The 19,562-nt window shown below is 36.3% G+C and carries 19 protein-coding genes; 4 read left to right on the top strand and 15 right to left on the bottom strand.

Annotation, left to right across the window (positions count from 1 at the left end; genetic code table 11):
* Nucleotides 1–191 precede the first annotated feature (191 nt).
* The 3 genes from AC1TPB_RS17665 (at nt 192) to AC1TPB_RS17655 (ending at nt 2,355) form a co-directional block, all read left to right on the top strand.
* Nucleotides 192–902 (top strand): hypothetical protein, encoded by a 711-nt coding sequence (locus tag AC1TPB_RS17665; protein WP_482077720.1) that lies wholly within the window; start codon nt 192–194, stop codon nt 900–902.
* 197 nt (nt 903–1,099) lie between these two features.
* Entirely contained in the window at nt 1,100–1,738 is a 639-nt protein-coding gene (locus AC1TPB_RS17660) for a pentapeptide repeat-containing protein (RefSeq protein ID WP_482077719.1), read from the top strand.
* Nucleotides 1,739–1,749: 11 nt separating this feature from the next.
* Complete coding sequence (locus tag AC1TPB_RS17655) at nt 1,750–2,355, top strand: pentapeptide repeat-containing protein (protein ID WP_482077718.1); 606 nt, start codon at nt 1,750–1,752, stop codon at nt 2,353–2,355.
* Nucleotides 2,356–2,453: 98 nt separating this feature from the next.
* Here the strand turns inward: AC1TPB_RS17655 and AC1TPB_RS17650 are convergent, their stop codons facing one another.
* The 3 genes from AC1TPB_RS17650 to AC1TPB_RS17640 all read right to left on the bottom strand — a co-directional run bounded on the left by AC1TPB_RS17650 (nt 2,454) and on the right by AC1TPB_RS17640 (nt 4,330).
* Complete coding sequence (locus tag AC1TPB_RS17650) at nt 2,454–3,017, bottom strand: hypothetical protein (RefSeq protein WP_482077717.1); 564 nt, start codon at nt 3,015–3,017, stop codon at nt 2,454–2,456.
* 70 nt (nt 3,018–3,087) lie between these two features.
* On the bottom strand, nt 3,088–3,543 hold the full coding sequence (locus tag AC1TPB_RS17645) for a YhfM domain-containing protein (RefSeq protein WP_482077716.1): 456 nt from the start codon (nt 3,541–3,543) through the stop codon (nt 3,088–3,090).
* 88 nt (nt 3,544–3,631) lie between these two features.
* The gene (locus AC1TPB_RS17640) at nt 3,632–4,330 is read right to left on the bottom strand and encodes a YqjF family protein (protein WP_482077715.1); all 699 of its coding nucleotides are present in this window, start codon (nt 4,328–4,330) and stop codon (nt 3,632–3,634) included.
* A 299-nt stretch (nt 4,331–4,629) separates the two neighbouring features.
* Between AC1TPB_RS17640 and AC1TPB_RS17635 the strand changes: the two genes are divergently transcribed.
* A complete protein-coding gene (locus AC1TPB_RS17635; RefSeq protein WP_482077714.1) occupies nt 4,630–5,034 on the top strand; it encodes a hypothetical protein in 405 nt (134 codons plus the stop codon).
* A gap of 80 nt (nt 5,035–5,114) precedes the next feature.
* On the opposite strand, the gene AC1TPB_RS17630 is transcribed toward AC1TPB_RS17635, so the two are convergent.
* The 12 genes from AC1TPB_RS17630 to AC1TPB_RS17575 all read right to left on the bottom strand — a co-directional run bounded on the left by AC1TPB_RS17630 (nt 5,115) and on the right by AC1TPB_RS17575 (nt 19,261).
* Nucleotides 5,115–6,404 carry a DUF4179 domain-containing protein gene (locus AC1TPB_RS17630; protein ID WP_482077713.1) on the bottom strand — a complete coding sequence of 430 codons (1,290 nt, stop codon included), beginning with the start codon at nt 6,402–6,404 and terminating at the stop codon, nt 5,115–5,117.
* On the bottom strand, nt 6,397–6,942 hold the full coding sequence (locus AC1TPB_RS17625; RefSeq protein ID WP_482077712.1) for an RNA polymerase sigma factor: 546 nt from the start codon (nt 6,940–6,942) through the stop codon (nt 6,397–6,399). The genes AC1TPB_RS17630 and AC1TPB_RS17625 overlap by 8 nt, the downstream gene beginning before the upstream one ends.
* Nucleotides 6,943–7,312: 370 nt before the next feature.
* The gene (locus AC1TPB_RS17620) at nt 7,313–7,885 is read right to left on the bottom strand and encodes a PIN domain-containing protein (protein ID WP_482077711.1); all 573 of its coding nucleotides are present in this window, start codon (nt 7,883–7,885) and stop codon (nt 7,313–7,315) included.
* Nucleotides 7,882–8,631 (bottom strand): ImmA/IrrE family metallo-endopeptidase, encoded by a 750-nt coding sequence (locus tag AC1TPB_RS17615; protein ID WP_482077710.1) that lies wholly within the window; start codon nt 8,629–8,631, stop codon nt 7,882–7,884. The genes AC1TPB_RS17620 and AC1TPB_RS17615 overlap by 4 nt, the downstream gene beginning before the upstream one ends.
* Complete coding sequence (locus tag AC1TPB_RS17610) at nt 8,631–8,984, bottom strand: helix-turn-helix domain-containing protein (RefSeq protein WP_482077709.1); 354 nt, start codon at nt 8,982–8,984, stop codon at nt 8,631–8,633. The genes AC1TPB_RS17615 and AC1TPB_RS17610 overlap by 1 nt, the downstream gene beginning before the upstream one ends.
* Before the next feature lie 174 nt (nt 8,985–9,158).
* A complete protein-coding gene (locus AC1TPB_RS17605) occupies nt 9,159–9,506 on the bottom strand; it encodes a restriction endonuclease (protein ID WP_482077770.1) in 348 nt (115 codons plus the stop codon).
* Nucleotides 9,507–9,692: 186 nt separating this feature from the next.
* Nucleotides 9,693–9,959 (bottom strand): recombinase family protein, encoded by a 267-nt coding sequence (locus AC1TPB_RS17600; protein ID WP_482077708.1) that lies wholly within the window; start codon nt 9,957–9,959, stop codon nt 9,693–9,695.
* A gap of 473 nt (nt 9,960–10,432) precedes the next feature.
* The gene (locus AC1TPB_RS17595) at nt 10,433–11,860 is read right to left on the bottom strand and encodes a DUF2399 domain-containing protein (RefSeq protein ID WP_482077707.1); all 1,428 of its coding nucleotides are present in this window, start codon (nt 11,858–11,860) and stop codon (nt 10,433–10,435) included.
* 9 nt (nt 11,861–11,869) lie between these two features.
* Nucleotides 11,870–15,979, bottom strand: coding sequence for a TIGR02680 family protein (locus AC1TPB_RS17590; RefSeq protein ID WP_482077706.1), 4,110 nt, complete (start codon nt 15,977–15,979; stop codon nt 11,870–11,872).
* A gap of 11 nt (nt 15,980–15,990) precedes the next feature.
* On the bottom strand, nt 15,991–17,214 hold the full coding sequence (locus AC1TPB_RS17585; protein WP_482077705.1) for a TIGR02678 family protein: 1,224 nt from the start codon (nt 17,212–17,214) through the stop codon (nt 15,991–15,993).
* Nucleotides 17,215–17,245: 31 nt separating this feature from the next.
* Nucleotides 17,246–18,781, bottom strand: coding sequence for a TIGR02677 family protein (locus AC1TPB_RS17580; protein ID WP_482077704.1), 1,536 nt, complete (start codon nt 18,779–18,781; stop codon nt 17,246–17,248).
* Between the two features lie 45 nt (nt 18,782–18,826).
* On the bottom strand, nt 18,827–19,261 hold the full coding sequence (locus AC1TPB_RS17575; RefSeq protein WP_482077703.1) for a TIR domain-containing protein: 435 nt from the start codon (nt 19,259–19,261) through the stop codon (nt 18,827–18,829).
* Nucleotides 19,262–19,562 lie beyond the last annotated feature (301 nt).

The following is a 19,562-nucleotide window of genomic DNA, read 5'->3' as shown; positions in this document are numbered from 1 at the left end:
ATCCTTATAAAGCCAATCGCCCTTAAAAGCGACTATTCCAGAAGGGGAGTCATGTGTCTAGCATGGCTCCTTTATAATTTTCATTTTACCATTGGACATGAAACCTTTCAATCCACGCAACTTTCCAATAATACAACACGTTAAGAAGTTGAGTAGTAATATTTTGGAAGTGAGGCGTTATTTCTATGCGAATGTTATTAGTATTTGTATCAGTTGTCATTCTTATAAGTGGTTGTTCTAATGTGTCTTCAAAAAATCTAGTCGAGACGACACTTCAGGAGCAGTACGGTGATCTCCTTAATGGCGTTGACTATATTTCGATTAGAGGCGGTGATGGAGAACTGTATGAAATTAGGCAACCTGATATTATTAAACAATGGGTACAAGATGTCTCTACCCTACCACTTGCAATTTATAAAGAAACAGATAGCACATCTGGAACGCTTTATAGCGTAATCCTTTACTCCGCCAACGAATTAAATGTACAGTTCTCTACTAACTCTGTGAATGGTTATCAGCTTAAGTCAAACACAGAATTAGCTAATGCCATTAATGATTTACTTGTTTCAACCGAAATACAGTCCATTATCGTAAAATGTACTGAAGTTTGTAATGTTCTCATGGACGAACCATTTCCAGAACTGACATTTGAGGACGTCAACGATATAAAAGTATTTGAAAATGCAATAAGATATGGAATTATCGATACGCGTGAAGCTGAGTATGCCCCTCTGTTTCATATGAATGTGACTTTTAAAGATGCATCGCCAATGGAGTATCAATTAAATATTGCAGAAGATGCGAACATAAAAAACGGCTTACTACTGACTCCAGATGGTGAAGCTTACGTTATTACTGAAAAAATAACAACTGAATTAAAACTACTGATTTATTCCCACTAAATTAAGTTCTCGTAATATTGTAGCTTGCTGATTTCTCAGATTTCAGTAAGCCATTGCACACACTTTCATACTTCTTTGAATTCATTCAGTCATTGCACACACTTTCGCATATTTTTCAAGCTTGTATATTAGTTGGACAATCATTATAGTAGATTACACATTGACGTAGTTACTCTATTTTTTTCGCGGAGGTATACATGAATAGCAAGATTGAAGCACCTAAAATCCCTTTACAATTGCCTGCGCTTACTGGGCAGCTGTACTCCTTGCAATCAAAGGATGAATTCAGTAATGGTACGATTCACGATATTACAATTGACGATCAACATGCTAATAAAGTCTCTTTTGATAAAGTAGTCTTTAATAATATTACGATAATGGAATCCACGCTACAGGAACTTGAGCTTACTGATGTCATTTTCGAAAAATGTGATCTGTCTAACGTTGATTTATCTGGTTCATTTCTTCATCGCGTGCAATTCAATAATTGTAAATTAATCGGAACAGACTTCACGAAAAGCAGATTCCAAAACGTAACTTTCCAAAACTGCGTTGGCGATTACTCTGTTTTCCGCTTTTCAACTTTCAAGCTAGTAGATTTTGATCATTGTTCTTTGAGCAACTCAGACTTTTATAAGGCCACTATACAAAAGTTTTCCTTCTCCACTTGCAACATTGATCAAGCTTTATTATCAGGTACAAAGTTGAATGGAATTGATCTTAGCAATTGTGAATTTGAAGGATTGCATGTAGACATTGAGGATTTGGCAGGATGTATCATCGCTCCACAACAAGCAACTTCGTTTGTCGGTCTATTAGGCTTAATTTTGAAATAGGGAGGAACACCATGTTTGAATATATTGATCAACACTATAAAGAAGTTAATTTTAATCATAAGGATTTGAATGAAGGGGATTTAATTCGCTGTACGTTTGAACGATGTACATTTGTAGATACCTCATTAGAGGAATTAAATACGAGTAATTGCCGTTTTATCGAATGTAGCTTTAATGGTGCTTCGTTAAATAGTTCCATCCATACGGAATCAGCATTTGAGAACTGTATCTTTGACGAAGCCAATCTGTTCGTCTCAAAATTCAATAATTGTAAAATGACAGGATCAAGCTTTATTAAAGCTCGTATGGACGGAATTTCAATAATAAATGGAGATTGGTCCTACACGAATTTAAGACAAGCTCGCTTTGAGAAACAAGATTTGCGAGGTATTCGTTTCCACGAGGCAGATCTTACAGAGGCCAATCTACAAAAAGCCGACTTGCGTAATTGTGATCTGACGAGAACGGTTCTTACCAACGCCAAGCTACAAGGTGCGGATATGCGCGGTGCTGACTTGGACGGCGTTAACTTCATGTCGTTCAATGTTAAAGGTGTACGACTAGACAGAGAACAAGCCGTCCATTTCGCCCATTCTTATGGTGTAAAGATAGATTAATTGACTTGAAGCTATCTGAACTTGGGATATAGCTTACCTTAATGTAAACGGTACCTATAGAGTAGAGATTTGAAAAAGGTCTATTCTATAGGTTATTTTTAATTCCCTCTAAAATAATCATCTACTAATTTTCCATATTTATCTGCAACACTTTTTATTTTTGTGCCCACTTCAATAAACTCCGATGATGTTGGTTCTAGCAGTAGTTTTTCTTTCTCTGTATCCTTCAGTTCAATAATACTTTTACTAATTACCATAATTTCATCATTCATCTCTTTAAATAGCTCGGTTGCTTCTTCTTTGTTTAAAGGACCTCTCTCGAGGGCCAAATCTTTAAATAGTGGGTCATAAGCCAATGTGAGTAAATTGTGTATATTCCAATTAATTTCATGTGGACTTCCCAATTTAAAATTATAACAAGTTCTATTTACATACCATAGAAACTTATCTGAGTCTTGAAAATCATTTGTTATATAGTATTTATTTATCGTTTCTGATAGAAGATATAGTTGATTCCATTCAGCATCCATATTGTCTATTGCTGCTTCTATCAATGAATTATTCTGTTTATTTATCGCAACATAATTTACAGTAAGTATAAACAGGATAATAACCATGACAATACAACCAATCATCCACTTTTTCTCCCCAAACCATTTCATGCAACGGTTCTCCTCCTCAATTAATAGCATTAATGTTAGATCCACTACCTGCCAAAGTTGCTAGACAATATTATTGTTGTTGTTCAACTAAATCATTTAGCTTAACACTCATTTCTTTTGGAAAAGTATAGATGGTATGCGTATCACTAGCTTCCATCAACGCACTCTTTTGCCCTTCTTCTCCTATCCATAAATGATATGCTTCTTTACTCTCATCGGCATAAATAACATCCAAATTAAAATCTGGATTCATCATATTCACTATACCCGCTTCTTTTTCAGCACTGGCAATAATACTTCTGAAAGTTTCAATAGCTTCTACATCGCTAAAGACTGTTGGACTGTCACCTTTGGTTTGATATAGATTTATTTTTGTGATTTCTAATGGCAGGCTATCAATTTCTTTGGATTGTAATACTAAATCAGTTGTTTTTACTTCCGATGTACGATTATCCGCTGTTTGGCAACCTACAGCAATGATAGACATTATCGTAGCACATAAAAAAAGTATAATGGTTTTCCTCATAAATATTAACCTCCAAGTGCGTTTATATTATTATTCAACATAGACGAACAAAACCCACTTAAAGTTTCATTTAACAAAATTATCAAACTTAATTATTGTCTGGACGACAACCTTCTAACAACCAAGCATGCACATGAAGTCTTTTTGCAAAATGAAAAAGAGGTTTACTTTGTGGTACTTCAATCCCAAACGATGCAAACAATGAGTTAATTTCTATGTCGGCTTCAGCAGGCTGTAGCGGCCATCTACAATGATCAATCTCACCACGGTAGACACGTCCCTTCTTATCTACACTGTACAGACAATATCTCTCACTAAGCCAATACTCCAATGTTCCTGACTCACTTAAGTTTACATCATCAATAGGACGATACGATGCTTTGAATTGCCCGCTATTAGCTCTTGAGTCTTTTCTAATACTGTTATAACTCACATGATGATACTCATCTGACTTATATTGAATCGTTGTTCGAAAGTACGGAAGATGAAAGCTAAGCCTCGCTAATTCAACCATAATGGATTGATCTGCATCTAGACTAAAAAAATATACTCCAGGTTTTCCGTCCAATGTGACATACGTTCTTAGATTAATTTGAGGAAATTGCGACAAATAAGGTATTGAAGGGATAAATCGAGGTCTCACTCCACTCATCCAACAAGGTACGATGCTAATCCATGCTTGTCCTTCATATGTATCAAGGGGTAAACAAGCTGGAACAATGGCTTGAAGCTCCTTTACTGGAATTGACCAATGAGAAAATAGTACATCGTTCCACGTTTGATGCATTACCCAAGGTCTCTTTGGTATAGGATATGGGCGGTGCATATCTATTTGTGAGCCACATTCTGCTTGCTTCCTATTCGGCATACTTCATTACCTGCTTTCTAAAGTGTTTAATGTCACTTATCATTATTGTGAAATCCTCTTTTCATTATTGACAACCTTCTCTTCTTCTAGTGGTGTTTCCACCAAGTATTTGCAACATTACGTTACTTTGTTTCGTTATGTAACTAATAGGAATGTTGAAATACAACATCGAATAAGCAGTTTGTACGTTTCTAAATTAGAAAAGGAGAGTGCCTGTAATGAAGGCAATCATTGCACTGTTCATTGCTATAATCATACTTACAGGATGTAACCAATCCAAAGCAATTTATTCTCAACCTTCGCATACTGCGATAAGTATAGGTAATCCAACCGCAAAAGAAGTTCTCGCTCAAAATCCAAATGCAGATATTTTTCAATACAAGGATATTATTTACACGAATGCTAGTGATATTGAATGGGTCGAACAAGCTGAACTAACGATTGGTGAGCATGTCGGAACAATAACTAAACAATTTACAGATGATCTTACTTTCGAACATGAAATGGCGACTAAGCTTCCCGTTGACACAGAAATCTATGAACCAGTGAAAAAAATGGGCCCGGTATTAATTGTTATAGTAAACGACGAGGAAATAAGATATCTTGGCTTAATTGAGGGTTAATTCATTAGTTAAGAAAAACAAGGTAGTGAACTTGAACATATCTTCAAGAACACTACCTCGTTATTAGATGTATTAGCAGCCTACTTTACTGGGATTTCAATTTCGTAATTGTATGTTTTCATATAGTGCATACCTTCAATTCGTATATATTGGGGTTCATCCACAGTATCAAATAGTAATGTACGCTCCTTCATTATTGTACCATCTGCCTGCTTTATCATCTCCTGCCTAACAGTTGTAGTTAATGGAACTATCCCGTCTTTTGTTTCAATAGATACACCATCAAGCATTACATCCTCAGCTGTTGCAATTGTTACTTCTACTCTTTCTGAACTCGTAGTATTGTTTTTCACCCAAAATTCTTTATCTTCAATCATGAATGGCTCATCTACAATAGCTTCTAGCGAAAATTTTGCTTCTAGCTTCTCATAACCTACAAACTCATTGATAACTAATTGCAATGACTCAAGTTCTTTCGGCAGCACATCGTATTTGATTTCAAATGTGGTCCCTTTATAAGAAGTTGTTCTTCCACTACCTATAATAGGAATCGCTTTTTCATTGGCGATTAATTCAATACCATCTAACGCTGAACTCACTCTATCAAAATTTTCGACATTCATCGTCCCTTTGATCAAAGTCATCGTTGGTGTCGCAGTAATCGACTTAAAAGTAATTGATCCTTTGTCTACCTTAAAACGTTCATTAATCTTTTGCTTAATTTCAGTTTGCATTGCTTTATCTGGATAATAGTCAAATGTAATGCTATCTTCACTCATCCCATTAGTAGTCGCATTTTCCCAATAGGAAAGCGTTAATTGCTTAGAAAAGGGACTTACGGGATCGAAAGTCATCATCCCTTTTATTTCTGTTTGATCGTCATTGAGGATCGAAGTTCCTGAATTGAAATTAGAATCGGTTAGAAAACCGTTAATATGAGGTCTGCTAAATACGTCGATGGTATCATCTAGCCCACTATGATTAGATAATGTGTAATACATAATGAACTGATTGGCATCCGACATAATCCCGTCTATGACAAGTTCTGTGCCGTCTAGAAGTGTATTTCTTGCGTCTACACTTTGTCCCATTCCCGCTTCATTGAGATCAAGTAAAGTACCGTCAATTAAAGCATCAAATCCAAGTATCTTTTTACCATAGTAAGCAAATGCATTATAGTTGTAACTAACGATAGAAGTCATTATCAACACTGCCGCTGCGACCTTCCATACCTTTGTAAAACGTTTTCTCTTCTTAGTAGCAGTCTTATTATCTAGAGCATTACGTAATCTTAATTCTAGCTCATCAGGTGCTGTTATGGAGTCCATACGATTATGCTCATGGTTCAACAACTTTTCGATATCATTCATTAATATCACCCCTATACTGGTTTCTTAATTTTCTTAATCCTTCAAATATTCTAGATTTAACAGTTCCCAATGAAACATTTGTAATATCTGCTATCGTTTGATTATCAAGATCATGAAAATACTTTAATTGAATGGCTTCTCTTTGATGCTCGTTGATGTGTAATAATAATGCCTGCATGTCCACTTGTTGATCGCTGCTACGATAAGGATCATCTATGTAAGGGTTAGATAGTACATTTTCTTCAACGATGTTCATATCATCCAATAGCAATAACTTATTACGATTTCTCAGTAAGCTTTTACAGCAATTAACCAATATTGTTTTGCTCCAGCTGTAAAATGATGCTTCCTTCTGCAGCTGATGTATCTTTTCATAAAGGATTACAATCATATCCTCCATCGCATCTAGCGCATCATCGTTATTTCCCATATAGCTGAAAGCAAGCCTGTAGTATGTATCTTTCTGGTACATGATTAATTGGAGTAACGCTTCTTTATTGCCTCTCTTGGCTTTCTTCACTAGCTTAATGACATTCATTTCTTCACCTCTCTTGCTTGTAAGAGTGTTTAGTGTGGTTAAAAGTTCATTTCTCAGAAAAATTATTGTTCTATTTTTTTCTGTTCAAATATGTAGTTTTAATTAAAGTAGATGGTTTAATATGGAAGGATCATACTTATTCTTCTGTTTCAAGGGTATTTAATGATGAATATACTAGTTTCCGTTTTGAATGTAATCATTATATTTAAAATAAATAGAAGGTGCAATTCATAAGAATCGCGCCTTCTAAATGGATTAAGAAAGTATATTATTATTGTCCTATTTAGCAGATTTTTCAGGTATGAAACCTAAGTGGATCGAACCCCTGACCTCATCGCTGCCAGTGTGAGATGCTTACAAAGACATTAAACTATCTCTTGGGGAGAGTATTAATATATCTATGATATGCTTCTGAAAAATTATAAGGTGGCAACTTTCTCTTTTTGCTCATCATAATAGCCCAGATTGCATTGCCCTCATCCTTACTAATTAGTTCCCGATGATGAGCTAAACATAGTATATCGTCAGTAGAAATAAGTCCCACGTCATTGGTTGAACAGTACTCATTTACATCGTTTAAGTTGTTACTTGCAACTGTACCACCACGAAACTTAGCCCATGATAGAACAGCAGCCTCACCTTTGCCCATTGGCCTTAGAGTACCACCTGTTGTCAATCTAATGAATTCGGCACTTTCATCCGATCCTATGATAATATCAATTTTATGTATTCTACCGTCTATGATCTCTTGATGTAGCAACTCAGGTACCCACGAGTAATTAGAGAACTTTCGAAGATTATCGAGTTCTTCTTCCACCTGACTTGGAATAAAAACTTGTTCAGCATAAAGTTGATACAGTATATCTAATCTATTAGCCCATAAAAACGAACTAATACAATCAGTATCAAAAAGAAAGGGAGAAACATCAGAGATTACTCTCAAAGTAATTCTCCCTCCTCAATCTCATCTCCGAACAAAATATCTGCAAAACCGCCTTCCAATAATAATTCTTCGTATTTCCCTTCAGATATTAATTCTTTCTCAAGGGCTTCTAGGGCTTTTTCGGCGTATTCAGAGATTATTTTTCTTTCATTAGTAGCTCTATACAAAGTCACATCATAACCACTTCTCAGTGCCCTGTCTATAACCCCAGATCTAAAACGGTCGATTTCCTCGGGAGTTAAAATTTCCATTTGTCTAAGTCTTTTCAACATAGCTTGATGGCTTAGTCCAAAATGCTGCTCCAATTCAATGACATTATTATATGTGAGACAATCTTCATTCCGACCTAATCTGTGTATATGGTGATGAATAGCTTCGTCCGGTGCAAGTAAATAAGCCGCAAACATATCGGCTTTATATTCAGAAGGAGATCGCCTATCGAATTTCCCAACAGAACAAGCACGTCCTTGCAGTTCTAAGTCAAATTTAATATGATAATATTCATGTGCAGCAGTAAAAGTCTGATGACCTTTACTTTTGGCTGAATTAATAAATACTAATTCATTGGACCCCTTACGTAGAAAAAAACCAGAGATATCACTCTCAATAGGTTCGATTATCATATTAATTTTGGATTCATGGTATATTTTCGAGATATCTACAGGGCTGAATATGCTTATCCCAAAATCCTTACGTATTTCAGCAGCTTGTTTCCGGCAAAGAGTCATCCAATTTTCTATTGTCATTATTCAGACCTTCCACTTAGTACTTTATTCATCCAATTAAGGTTATGGAGAAATCCATTTGCCCTTGCCAAAACATCTAAATCAGTATCACTGAGCCCATTTGATCTAAAGGCGAGAGTAACTATGTCTTCGTCTTGTGTTTCATTTAATAAAAAATGATCAACAGGGTAACCATATAAGTTAGATAACTTGTTTAATGTTAGCAGATCAATTTGCCGAGTTCCGTTTTCGTAATAAGAGATTAGTCCCCTCGCTATCCCCAGATATTGAGCCACTTTAGCTTGTGTTAATTCACAGGATTCCCTCGCAGTTTTTAATTTTATTCCTAGCTCTGTGTACAGCGTAGTTGACATAGAACATTCCCCTTTCAAGACTTCTTTGCATCATGATACTCTGATTGTAACACATTTGTTACAAAAATCAATGTGAACAACACCGTAACCATATTTCTAGAAATTAACACCTCAATTATTCATCTGTATTACAATACTAAAAAGAAGATGAGGAGTATCCCCATCTTCAAAACTTCAACCCTTTACGATCTCCAACAAATTCTCATAGTTGTTAACTACATCATACTTCAACTGATCCGAGTTTAGCTTAGCCAAATGCCTCCGTGCACATTCAATCTTCGTCCTCTCGACTTCACGCAGTTCCTTCGAGTCCATTGAACCTTTCATCTCAGCAATAAAGTAAATATGCTTAATATCACCTTCTTTGAACACAATCGCGCCGTCCGGGTTGTAATCGCCGACTGGAGTAGGAATGTAAAAACCACGTGGAAGCTTGGTATAAATGTTAACTTCATTACTAGTATCCAGCTCTTTCGCGACTGTCCGCTCGATCTTAGAATCTGTGACAACATAATCGTAAATTTTCTTTTCAACGGGAATGGCGTTTTACCCGTGTTGTCCCTTAAGCGTATGGATAATGCATGGGTAAAACTTTCGCAAAATTGTCTCATGAGCAACCAAAGAAGTTTATGGAGAAAATTGAATATTTATCAGCATATCCTTACACATCTACGCAGTTTTTAGTCGTTCATATAATGCGGAATGTTCCTAATAAGGATGCAACATTTTCTCCAGCTTCTGTATCTGCCTTGATCGAACTACCTTTTTCTCCAAAAATACTTGTTTCGTGATCATATCCTCTTCACAAGATTCATGTTCTTCCAGCGTTTTTAGCTTTTCATGTGTTCCCATGAATTCAATCCGCTCTTCTTCGGGAACAAGCTCTACTTGACCGCGCTTGGAACGGGTTTTACCATAAGTGATGTAACCCAAATATATTTCCCTTGCCAGCAACCGTTGAACCGTATATTTCACCAGACCTTGTTCTTTCCATTAGTCTTTATGTTGTAAGGTCTAGGTATCTTGTTGTCTGTCTGCCAAATGCAATATGACTAAGGTTGGTTCCGTTCAGGTGGTTTTCCGTTTGTCCAGATGCCTTACTTCATTTAATCGTTTTCTATTCAATTTCGGTAAATTGGAAATGTAGCGATTCTTCTATTAAAATCAAACGGGTTAAGGTATCTGAATCATCATTTCCGATATGCCACGATGGATGCTGGATATGATCATGAACCGATCTACAGACAGGTTAGAGAAACTAACACTCATACCATCATTGCTTTTTATAATCGACGGCGTGAACTTGAGTATATAGGCTTCAAAAAATATGATTTCATATATTCTCGTCTATTTTTTAGTTCAGTGCATTATGAAAATGATTCAGATACGAAAATAAACAAATTTCCTTTTCATTCCTTTCAAAGTACATCTCATATGCTTATATAGCACTAATTTTTAAATCGGATTACCTCATTTATTACCTCGATATAATCCATACTCAACTCTTTTCCAAACGATTCCTGATAAACTTTGGCTCCAATCTGTATCATTGCTTTTTCCAACTCACCTTCTGCACCTTTAAGTGATTTCAAGTCCTCATCAGATAATGGTTGGCTTTTTTGAGCAACATACTTATGATATATAGAAGAATCCATCCTCCAAGCATGAAATTGAGCTGAAAATTGTTTTTTCATTCCGTAAAACATCTGTATACCTGGCACATCAAGATCCCCCGAGTAATAAATAACGCAATTCGGATTTGCAACAAGGCACTTCTCAATAAAAACTCTGGAAGCAGTTCTTGACTGACCAATAGTACACAAGAGAACTGGAAAATCTATTGGAAGTTGCTCTAGCGAAAGTCCATTCACATTAAGAAAGTGAATAACCTCATCTACCAGATGAGAAATAGTAGATGGATTCTCAACAATATATAATGATGAGTATTTTGGGAATTTTTCAATTTCCTCAACCTCACGTAAATTTAATGTACGAGGCGAAGTACCTTTTATTAAATTGGGCACAAAAACATGAGAAATAGAACTAAGATCATCATCCAGAACATCAAAATTCCTATAAATTTGGCGTTCAAACAAATATTCTGGGACGACAGTTATATCATTTTCCCCTACCCCATTGAGCTTTGATCTCTGGATTTCTATGTCATAAAGAGCGTACCATAATAATCTTCCTACAGTCCGTTTTTTATCAAAGGCATGCGAATCCTTCGTAACATGGTCCGCATAGGTAGGCAATCTTATTTTCCCAGTAGAGATACCTCTTTTTTCAAGCATCTCCTCTTTTTTCATAAGTAGATGCCATAAAGCACCTAAGCAAATTAACAAATCCGAATAAGCACTTGATTCTTTATCTTTATCAAAAACGTTGGTTAGAACTCTATAACCTTTCGATTCTGCAGTCTTCAATCTTCGAAACCAATTACACGTCTTTTGATTGAAATCTTCAAGATCAGTTTCAGAAACATTAAATTCATTAATAAAATCTTGCTCAACTTCAACAAAAATCCTTTCCCACGACGATAATTTCAAAGCCTTCTGTTCACGTTTTGTGAGCAATTGCTTGCTGTACAGAACTTCATAGAGTTCAGGAATTGTTAAACTGTATCCCTCATCTAATTCTTCAGAAAAAATCTTCAAGTGCACTTCGACTTCCGCTCCTGGAATGATTATTTTCCTTAACCTATCTCCAAAATAATCTTGTAACCTTTCGGCTTCAATATATGATTGTACTACAAAGAGAGCATTCCCTCTTACGCCGTTTTGACCCTTGTATTTGCTAAACACTGTATTCAACATATTTTCAAGTAAAGGATCTGAATAATATTGCTTGGCTGTTTTGCGAGTCAAGAGTTCCATAGTTCACCTCTAATCAACTAATACTTTACTTTCTCCATCCCATCGGTAGTGGAATAAGGTAACAAACTCTGTATCCTTGGGCCTATATATCTCATAAATCGCCAGACTAGGCACTGTATCGTAACAACCCCATAATACTTGCGATGTCATTATATAATCGAAACCCATATCAGTCAGCAAATGAAACATATCACGCATATTTGCTTCATCTACACCAGCAAATGCTTCATCTAACGAAATTATTTTTGGTGCATCCAAATTCGCCTCATTATATCTTGAATACGTAGCTGCAAATAATGGGATATACATAGCCATAGCTTTCTCACCACCGCTTAGAACATTAAACTTCTTATCAGTTAGTTCCGTATAATTAGTTCTATCCCCTTTAATATGTTCCAATCTAAACTCAAACCATGAACGATAATCCAGCTGTGAATAAATAAAGTTACGTAACACGCCATCTTCTCTTTTGGACTCTTGCTTTGCTTGTAATATTCTCGTCCGAAAATGAGATATGACCTGTTCTATTTGTTCATCATCCATCCGATGTTGATCTAACATTAATAGACTGACCAATTCTTCAGTACCCAACTCGTCTTCATTTTTACGTTCCAAAGGCTGCCACTTTAATGAAAGTTTTAAACCACTTGATGTATTTCTCTGCTTCATTAATTCGGACATTTGATCAACCCATGCTTTGGCGCGGTGAATTCGTTTACGAATCGCTTTGCCTACACTTCCAATAATGATTTCTTCATAAAGTTCCCGATCTTTAGTAGTTAGTAGAATATGCTGCTCTTCCATTTGTTGAGTTAACTCATTCAATAACATGGTTGGAGAAAGCGGATGTAGGCGATCTCTCTTAGAGAGAATCATAATTCTACTAGAGTTTAGCTCTTCATAATCTAGATCAATTGAATACTCCTGCAAACTTGCTTTTGATTTATGATATTCCCTTGTCAACTCATTAACTAACCGCTCTTGAGTAACATTAGTGGATATTGTGACATCTTCTTTTGTAATTTGCTCACAATAAGTCACTATATCTATGACGGAAATCCCTTTCGTAATTGGCTCAATAAATTTTCTAGATAAAGATAACAGACCCAAACGAATTTCCCTTTTCCATTTTTCAAGTGTAATATTGAGTCGGTCTTGGCTTTCATTTAGTTTTTCATGACAATTCTCATGATTTCCTTCTGCTTTACCAAATTGAATATTTTGCTCTTCTTTAAGCCCCTGCAAACGAAAAATTTCTTTCACCAAGATACCTTTTTTCTCTTTACATTCCCTAATTCGTCTGTGAATCTCCTCAATTCCCATATCTTTAACAATTTCCCTGAGCATATTAACTTCCGCTGTCAATTTAACTTTATGAATATGTTTTTCCTCTTGTTCTATCTGATCACCCTCGAGTGCACTGAATAAGCTAGAGTGTTGTTCTTCCTGATGTCCCTTGATTTGTAATGTATTGCGATACTGTACCCAATGTGAGTGCAAATAAGAAATATAACCTTGATAAGAGGAACAAAGTTCTATCGCTTCGCTAAGCTGTGATTCATTTTTCAATTGGGACCAATCAGCTGTTTGGTCCATTAATTTCACCTGTAACGCCCTCCAGCTAGATACCTTCAACTTGTAGCGTCCTTCTACTTTTTGTTCATGTTCCATTAAATGTTCCAGCTTAATTGTTGTTTTCAATACCATTTCCAGCTGATTTTCCAGTTCAACATCGACGGGGAATGAACTTAATTCGAGTTCCATATTTTGTTGATTAACAGATAATACATAAAGTTGCTCATTAATGTTCTCCAGTTGTTCATTGGAATACTGTATTTCTGCTTCCAGCTTAGCCATTTCCAATTGTTTTGTGCGTAAACGATTCGCCACTCCAATATATTCAGACCGTAGTTTTGAATTATTCTTTCCGGATAAAGGTCCAATACTAAAATGTCCTGTATCTGTGATTAACGTTCCAGGTGCTTCAGTGTAGCTTGTAAATGGATCTTTATCATCTTTCCAACCTATAGAATTCAATGCATCATTGATATCTCCTACTGATAAACCGCTTTTTTTTGTGGGAGTTGCATGCAGAACTGAACTGAGTGTCTTACCCATTTCTATATTCGACGCTTGAACTTGAATCCAAACTTCTTCATTACTCTGCTGTTCGAGTATCCCTACCCGTCCCCCGGGCAGAATCCACGCATCCAACAGTCCAGCCTGATCTAAAGTTTCTTCTAATTGTGCTTGCTGACTTTCGGTCAAAGATTCATTAAAATCACATACTACATATAATGGTGCCCCTGTACCCGTGTTTCTCTCATTGCGAGAAAAGTTTCTACTTTCCGTTCTTCTAGGCTCGGGTTCCTTAGCATTCTTCCATTCACCTAGTTCCTTTTCCAGTTTAATCTGCTCATCTTGAATTGAAGCTCTTTTTTGGTTCAAGTCAGCTTTCTTCTGCATATATGATTCTTTTTGCTGTTCATAGACAACAACAACTGGTATCCGTACTGGCTCATACTGGCGATCTTTAATATTGAGTAGAGTTAAAGCTCTCAGGCTTTCTCTAAGTTGCTCTCCTTGCGCAGGTAGATACTGCAATCTCTGATACCAGAAAACTAATTTCTCCCTTATATTTTCTTTAATTGTTTCTAGCTTCTCTTCCTCAGTGTTCTGTTCTTCTTCGATTTGGTGTCTTTGTTGAAGAACTTCTCCGAGCTGTATTTCCATTTCTTCCGCTGCTCTTGCTGCTTCCCTTTCTTCTCTTGCCATTTGTTGAGCGACTATTAGCCTTCTCTTATGATCATCCAGATCTTGAATCCAATTTCTATGCCATTGATCTTCTTCTGGAATACCACGACTCCATATTCCATGATAAACATCATGCTCATTAAATTCGATCACTCGTGCCATGTCTTCTAACTCACCAATCATTTCGTTCTGTTCATTTTCAATTCCACCTAAAGATTCTACTAAACTAAAAATAACTTGCTCCAATTGCTTGAGTTTATCTTGGTTGAAAGTTATTTTCTCTCTAAGTGTCTGAAGTTGCTTATGGATCTCCTTTAATTGTTCTTCTTGTATTTCTAGTTCTCTTTGTTTTCCTACAGCTTCCCCTTGGGTTAGAACTTCAAGTTCTACTTCCGCAACTCCAAGAAGTTGTTCATACTCAATTAATTTCTGAATAACTGCATTTTTCTTCTCTTCTATTTCTTTTAATTGCTTTTCTACTTGTTCTAATTGAATTAAATTTTTATTGAAAGCTTCCGACTTTTGAACTACATCTCTGGAAGCTTGTTGTAATAGTAATTGATTGTAGCGAGTGTAACTTTGTTCAAGAATGGAGAGTTCCCGAACATGTAATTGAAGTTCATCCAATCGATCGGTAATTTGATCCATATCTTCAAGAACATCCGATAAAGAGCTTAGATCTTCTTCCATAAGAGGGGGAAGTGATTTATTTAGGATTTCATAGATCGACGAAGGTTTTAAATCTTTGGATAACTTTGGGCTTCGCAGCTCTAGCAGTAACTTTAATAGATCTTTATAGGATTCCGTTTCTCTGAATCCGAATAATGCCTTGTTCACCATTTCCCGATATGCACTTTGTTCCTGAACAACTTGTCCACCGGAAGCTATTTTTTCTTCTAGTACTTTACGTTGGAGCGGAACTTTTTTCCCTTCTTCTAACCACAGACTTCGATCATACAGATAAAAATCTTCGCCTATTCTTCTATTATCATCGAGTAAAAATCCCCAGAATCCAAGCTGCGGTACCCCACGACGAGCTCTAACTCCAATTCCGATCGTCTTAAATAACTTCTTTAGCGGGTGATAAAATTCAAGCCACAAATAACCAGTTCTATCCGTATGACCCTGATTAGTATCACCTAATAGATAATATTCAAGACGTCTGTCACGCGATCCAAAAGGATCAAGACGTTCTGGTCTCTTGTCCCCATCCAATACAAGTGGAATTAAACTTTGCATGGTGACTGATTTACCCGAACCATTGGTTCCCCGTAAAATTAATCTGCCCTGTTCAAACTCAAATTGTTCCTCGTCGTAATACCAAAAATTCAGAATCCCAGCCCTGTTCATATGCCATCGTTCCACATCAAATCCCCCTAATCAGTCTGCTCTGTTGATCTATATTGAACTTCCCATCTTCCCCCGACTCCATTTAATACAAAAAACATGTGATCTTCCCAATGTCCGAATCCCCATTCAGTTAAATGGTCACATATTTGTTCAGCCAATGTTGCTGAATTCATCTTTTTATGTTCGTTAGTCCACAATTCCCCAAACTGTGATTTTAATTGAATAAGTATTCGTTCAATTTCATTTTTAGTTAAACGTACGAATCCATTTAATTCAATCGTCGTACCTTCAGAATTTGTCCCCATATTTCGAACTTCTCCGCATAAAAGCATTGCTAAATCAGATAACGCGGACTGTGTAGGAAATGTTTCTGATTTGGACATAGTATTGTCCTCAAACAAAAGAATTCCTTCCCTATAGCGACTTCCTTCCCAACCAAACATTGTTTTCAAATTTCTGATCAAAAAAACAGATTCTTCTTGTAGATATGACAGATCCCCCTGCCACTGATGATTAAGTATTATTGGTTCCAACAAAAAACGACGGTATAGATTATGTCTCTTTTTCATTTCGATTTCCTCAGGATCCGTACCATAGAACATAGTTTGTTTTAACTCATCCATATTGGTATAACTCGATAACTCTTCTGGAAAACTTCTTAAGATATAACGTGAATAAAGAGTACATTCATACAACACATCATAATGTTCATAATTCGAAGTCCAGTTCGTTTCTTCACCATCTACCGCCTGAACGATATTCAAACTTTTCAATTTTTTTAACGCTCTGGCCATAGATAAACGATGATAATAATTCCCCCAGTTCACTTCCATCCCTTGTTCAACCATGTATTGCCTGATCTCAATCACTAACTGGGTCAACAAAAACTGTTCGCTTTCTATTTTATTCTCCAAAAACCACAGACTATAGGTAAATAAGGCGTAATCTAATGGTTCTCGAAATTCCTGAAATCCCATCCAAGGGCAAGCTTTGCCCGGAACCTTTTCCAATTTAATAAAATTCCTGTTCATAAAGATGGAATAACCGGCATTATGCATAAACCAATCTTTAATTTCAAAATATTGGTCTTTAATCCAGTAGTAGATCTCAGCATTCTTCTCTTTATCAATCCATGAACGATTCAATAGAGCATTCATGCAGATTTGTTTTCTTTCCTCAAACTCATTACGATCTGAATGATGCATTCGATGTCTTCTAGCACTAGCCTTACCAACTTTTATTTTCGCCATGTGTTTATCCCCCAAAATGAAATAACGCTAATTAAAGCCCATTGAACCAAGTAACTTGTTGAAGCCAAGCTTTACGATTAATAACTATGAAATTGAAACGATAATTCAGCAGCTCTAATTTGCCATCTTCACATTGCAATAGAGCACGTTTCCCGTCAGAAGGATGGTTTAACACGATCTTAATACCTTCTGATGTTAGATAAGAGTTGCTAGAAGATGTATTACAACGACTAATCCAACCTAACAATTGCAGCCTTGTTATCCCCTTTATGGAGTCTAATTCTGAAATAGCTATTTCCCCAACATCAACCATTTGAATCAAAAATTCTAATTCTTGCTTCTGCTTGATCATAAATGATTGCCTGAATTGTTCTTTTAATGCGCTATTGTCAATAGCTACCTCTGTATCCTGCCGCTCATTTCTTCTTCTGCTTCGTGATCGTATTATTCGTGAAATTGCTGACTCTTGCCACATTGAAATTTCTTTGCTGTCCGACTCACGAAAATCTTCACCTTGCAGGTGACGAGCCGGAAATAGGCCAAATACATATGCTGATAATTTATGGGCAGTATCAAGGTCGGAGATTTCATAAAACCATTTCCCTAAATAATCAAGATCTTTCTTCCTACTGATACTAGAACGTTTCTTGTCCTGAATACGTACTGCACTCCGTACTACCTTCACGATGGCATCTTTTGTTGCACGCTCCAGTAAAAGTGAATCACTAATTGAATTTTGATCACCGAGAAACCATCTAGTCAAACTGCCCCATTTATCCTGAAGTTCATCCAAATGCTGGTCCTTGGTTAGTAATTGCTCTAGTTTGGGAACCCGCCATTCATCATCTACTACTGCATTTAAAAATATTTCTTGAACTCCGGGTGTTATCTTATTTAAGTAGCCTTCAATTTTATAGGAACGCCTTTGTAATGCTTGTATGAAATCTTGTAGGTAATGTGTAATCGAGTCCTTATACATTAAAAAAGCATCTGTGGTCATTAAATCTTCAGCCATTCCCGTTTGAAGACTTGCAATGTAATCCACAGATGCTTCGTGTAATGTTTGAAACGAGTTAAATAGTGTCTTCCAGTACTCCAAAGCTTTACCATGCTCATATATACCTGAGTTCTCTCTGATCTTAAACAAGGTATCTGAAATTGTGTCAAAAAGAGTAGGTTCCAATGAACCTCCATACCCTCGAATTGATTCCAAACTCTCTAGCATTCGTTCTATCTCAATAGAGTAAGGTGTGAGAAGGTAACGATACTTTTTACGAAGATATTCTTCTACGGTTACTGCACGTTCCCCATCATGTTGTGCCGATAGATTTCCCCACTCAGCTAATTGAGTAAGATCAATTTGACATTGTTCCAAAGTATAATTTTCATGTAATCCCCAGTCCATCAGCCCTTCAAAAATCTGTTCAGGCTTAAGCCAATAGTTTAATTTTTGATATTGTTGATAGACATAGCACATGATTGCCCGATAACGTGTAACGTTATCGGCGTTCACATACTTTAACTCCGAGATGCCGCGCAACGATTGTAAATTTGGTTTTTTACTCACAATAATCTCCTGCCCTTTCCGAAGAGTAAGTTTGTTCTTGGTTCGTTACTTTTTCGGACTTAGCAGCCTCAGCCATGCAAGTAGTTCTCTTTCGGCCTTGTACTCCTTGTATAAATTACAGTAAATTACCCCGCTTAGGTCTGACGGAATTGTTGACGAGCCTCTTCTACATATAATCGTTCGCTCAGCACCCAAGTTGCCTTTAAATAAGCCATATTCATAAAGAACATTAGATTTAGGGTGTAAGCTAAACTCATTATCAAATAAAACATGGCTATCTTCGCTAAATATAAGAATTGCTGCATCTACCAGTTTACAAATTTTGTGTAAACTCTCATCCATATGTTTCCCAAGAGGAAATACCCCTGGAGAATACCATGGTATTGCACCATGACCTTCTTCTTCAATGAGCATCGCTATCTTTCTTAAATCATCAAGTGCACTTGTCGTGTTCGCACTTCCAAGAAATACTCTCACCATTTTAAAGAGCTCCCTCCAAACGTAATAATTTAATTTTACACGCAACCACATTATTTTTCCATCTCTTGTATTGACTAGTTAATTTTGTATAAGTATAATATGGCTAATTAACTTTTGTAGTAGAGATGTTATTTTACATAACATAATTGAGGTGAAAATGATGGATTTTAAAGAGAATACTAATAAATTCTTAGAACTCTGCGACTCCGAAGAAAGTTTAAGAGAACTCCGTAAAAATACCTGGAATTTTCTAGATCAAGTGGATCAGCATTTAATTAAACAGTACCCCAACAAAGTTAAA

Source organism: Paenibacillus sp. Y951 (genome assembly GCF_056786395.1).
This window is presented reverse-complemented; position numbering and strand designations above follow the sequence as displayed.

Bases quoted from the DNA above. Each gene is read 5' to 3' on its own strand.
- AC1TPB_RS17635 (WP_482077714.1), top strand. From the start codon at position 4,630: ATGAAGGCAATCATTGCACTGTTCATTGCTATAATCATACTTACAGGA.
- AC1TPB_RS17630 (WP_482077713.1), bottom strand. From the start codon at position 6,404: ATGAATGATATCGAAAAGTTGTTGAACCATGAGCATAATCGTATGGAC.
- AC1TPB_RS17660 (WP_482077719.1), top strand. From the start codon at position 1,100: ATGAATAGCAAGATTGAAGCACCTAAAATCCCTTTACAATTGCCTGCG.
- AC1TPB_RS17665 (WP_482077720.1), top strand. From the start codon at position 192: ATGTTATTAGTATTTGTATCAGTTGTCATTCTTATAAGTGGTTGTTCT.
- AC1TPB_RS17610 (WP_482077709.1), bottom strand. From the start codon at position 8,984: ATGTCAACTACGCTGTACACAGAGCTAGGAATAAAATTAAAAACTGCG.
- AC1TPB_RS17625 (WP_482077712.1), bottom strand. From the start codon at position 6,942: ATGAATGTCATTAAGCTAGTGAAGAAAGCCAAGAGAGGCAATAAAGAA.
- AC1TPB_RS17585 (WP_482077705.1), bottom strand. From the start codon at position 17,214: ATGGCGAAAATAAAAGTTGGTAAGGCTAGTGCTAGAAGACATCGAATG.
- AC1TPB_RS17595 (WP_482077707.1), bottom strand. From the start codon at position 11,860: ATGGAACTCTTGACTCGCAAAACAGCCAAGCAATATTATTCAGATCCT.
- AC1TPB_RS17645 (WP_482077716.1), bottom strand. From the start codon at position 3,543: ATGAGGAAAACCATTATACTTTTTTTATGTGCTACGATAATGTCTATC.
- AC1TPB_RS17640 (WP_482077715.1), bottom strand. From the start codon at position 4,330: ATGCATCAAACGTGGAACGATGTACTATTTTCTCATTGGTCAATTCCA.
- AC1TPB_RS17655 (WP_482077718.1), top strand. From the start codon at position 1,750: ATGTTTGAATATATTGATCAACACTATAAAGAAGTTAATTTTAATCAT.
- AC1TPB_RS17615 (WP_482077710.1), bottom strand. From the start codon at position 8,631: ATGACAATAGAAAATTGGATGACTCTTTGCCGGAAACAAGCTGCTGAA.
- AC1TPB_RS17575 (WP_482077703.1), bottom strand. From the start codon at position 19,261: ATGGTGAGAGTATTTCTTGGAAGTGCGAACACGACAAGTGCACTTGAT.
- AC1TPB_RS17650 (WP_482077717.1), bottom strand. From the start codon at position 3,017: ATGAAATGGTTTGGGGAGAAAAAGTGGATGATTGGTTGTATTGTCATG.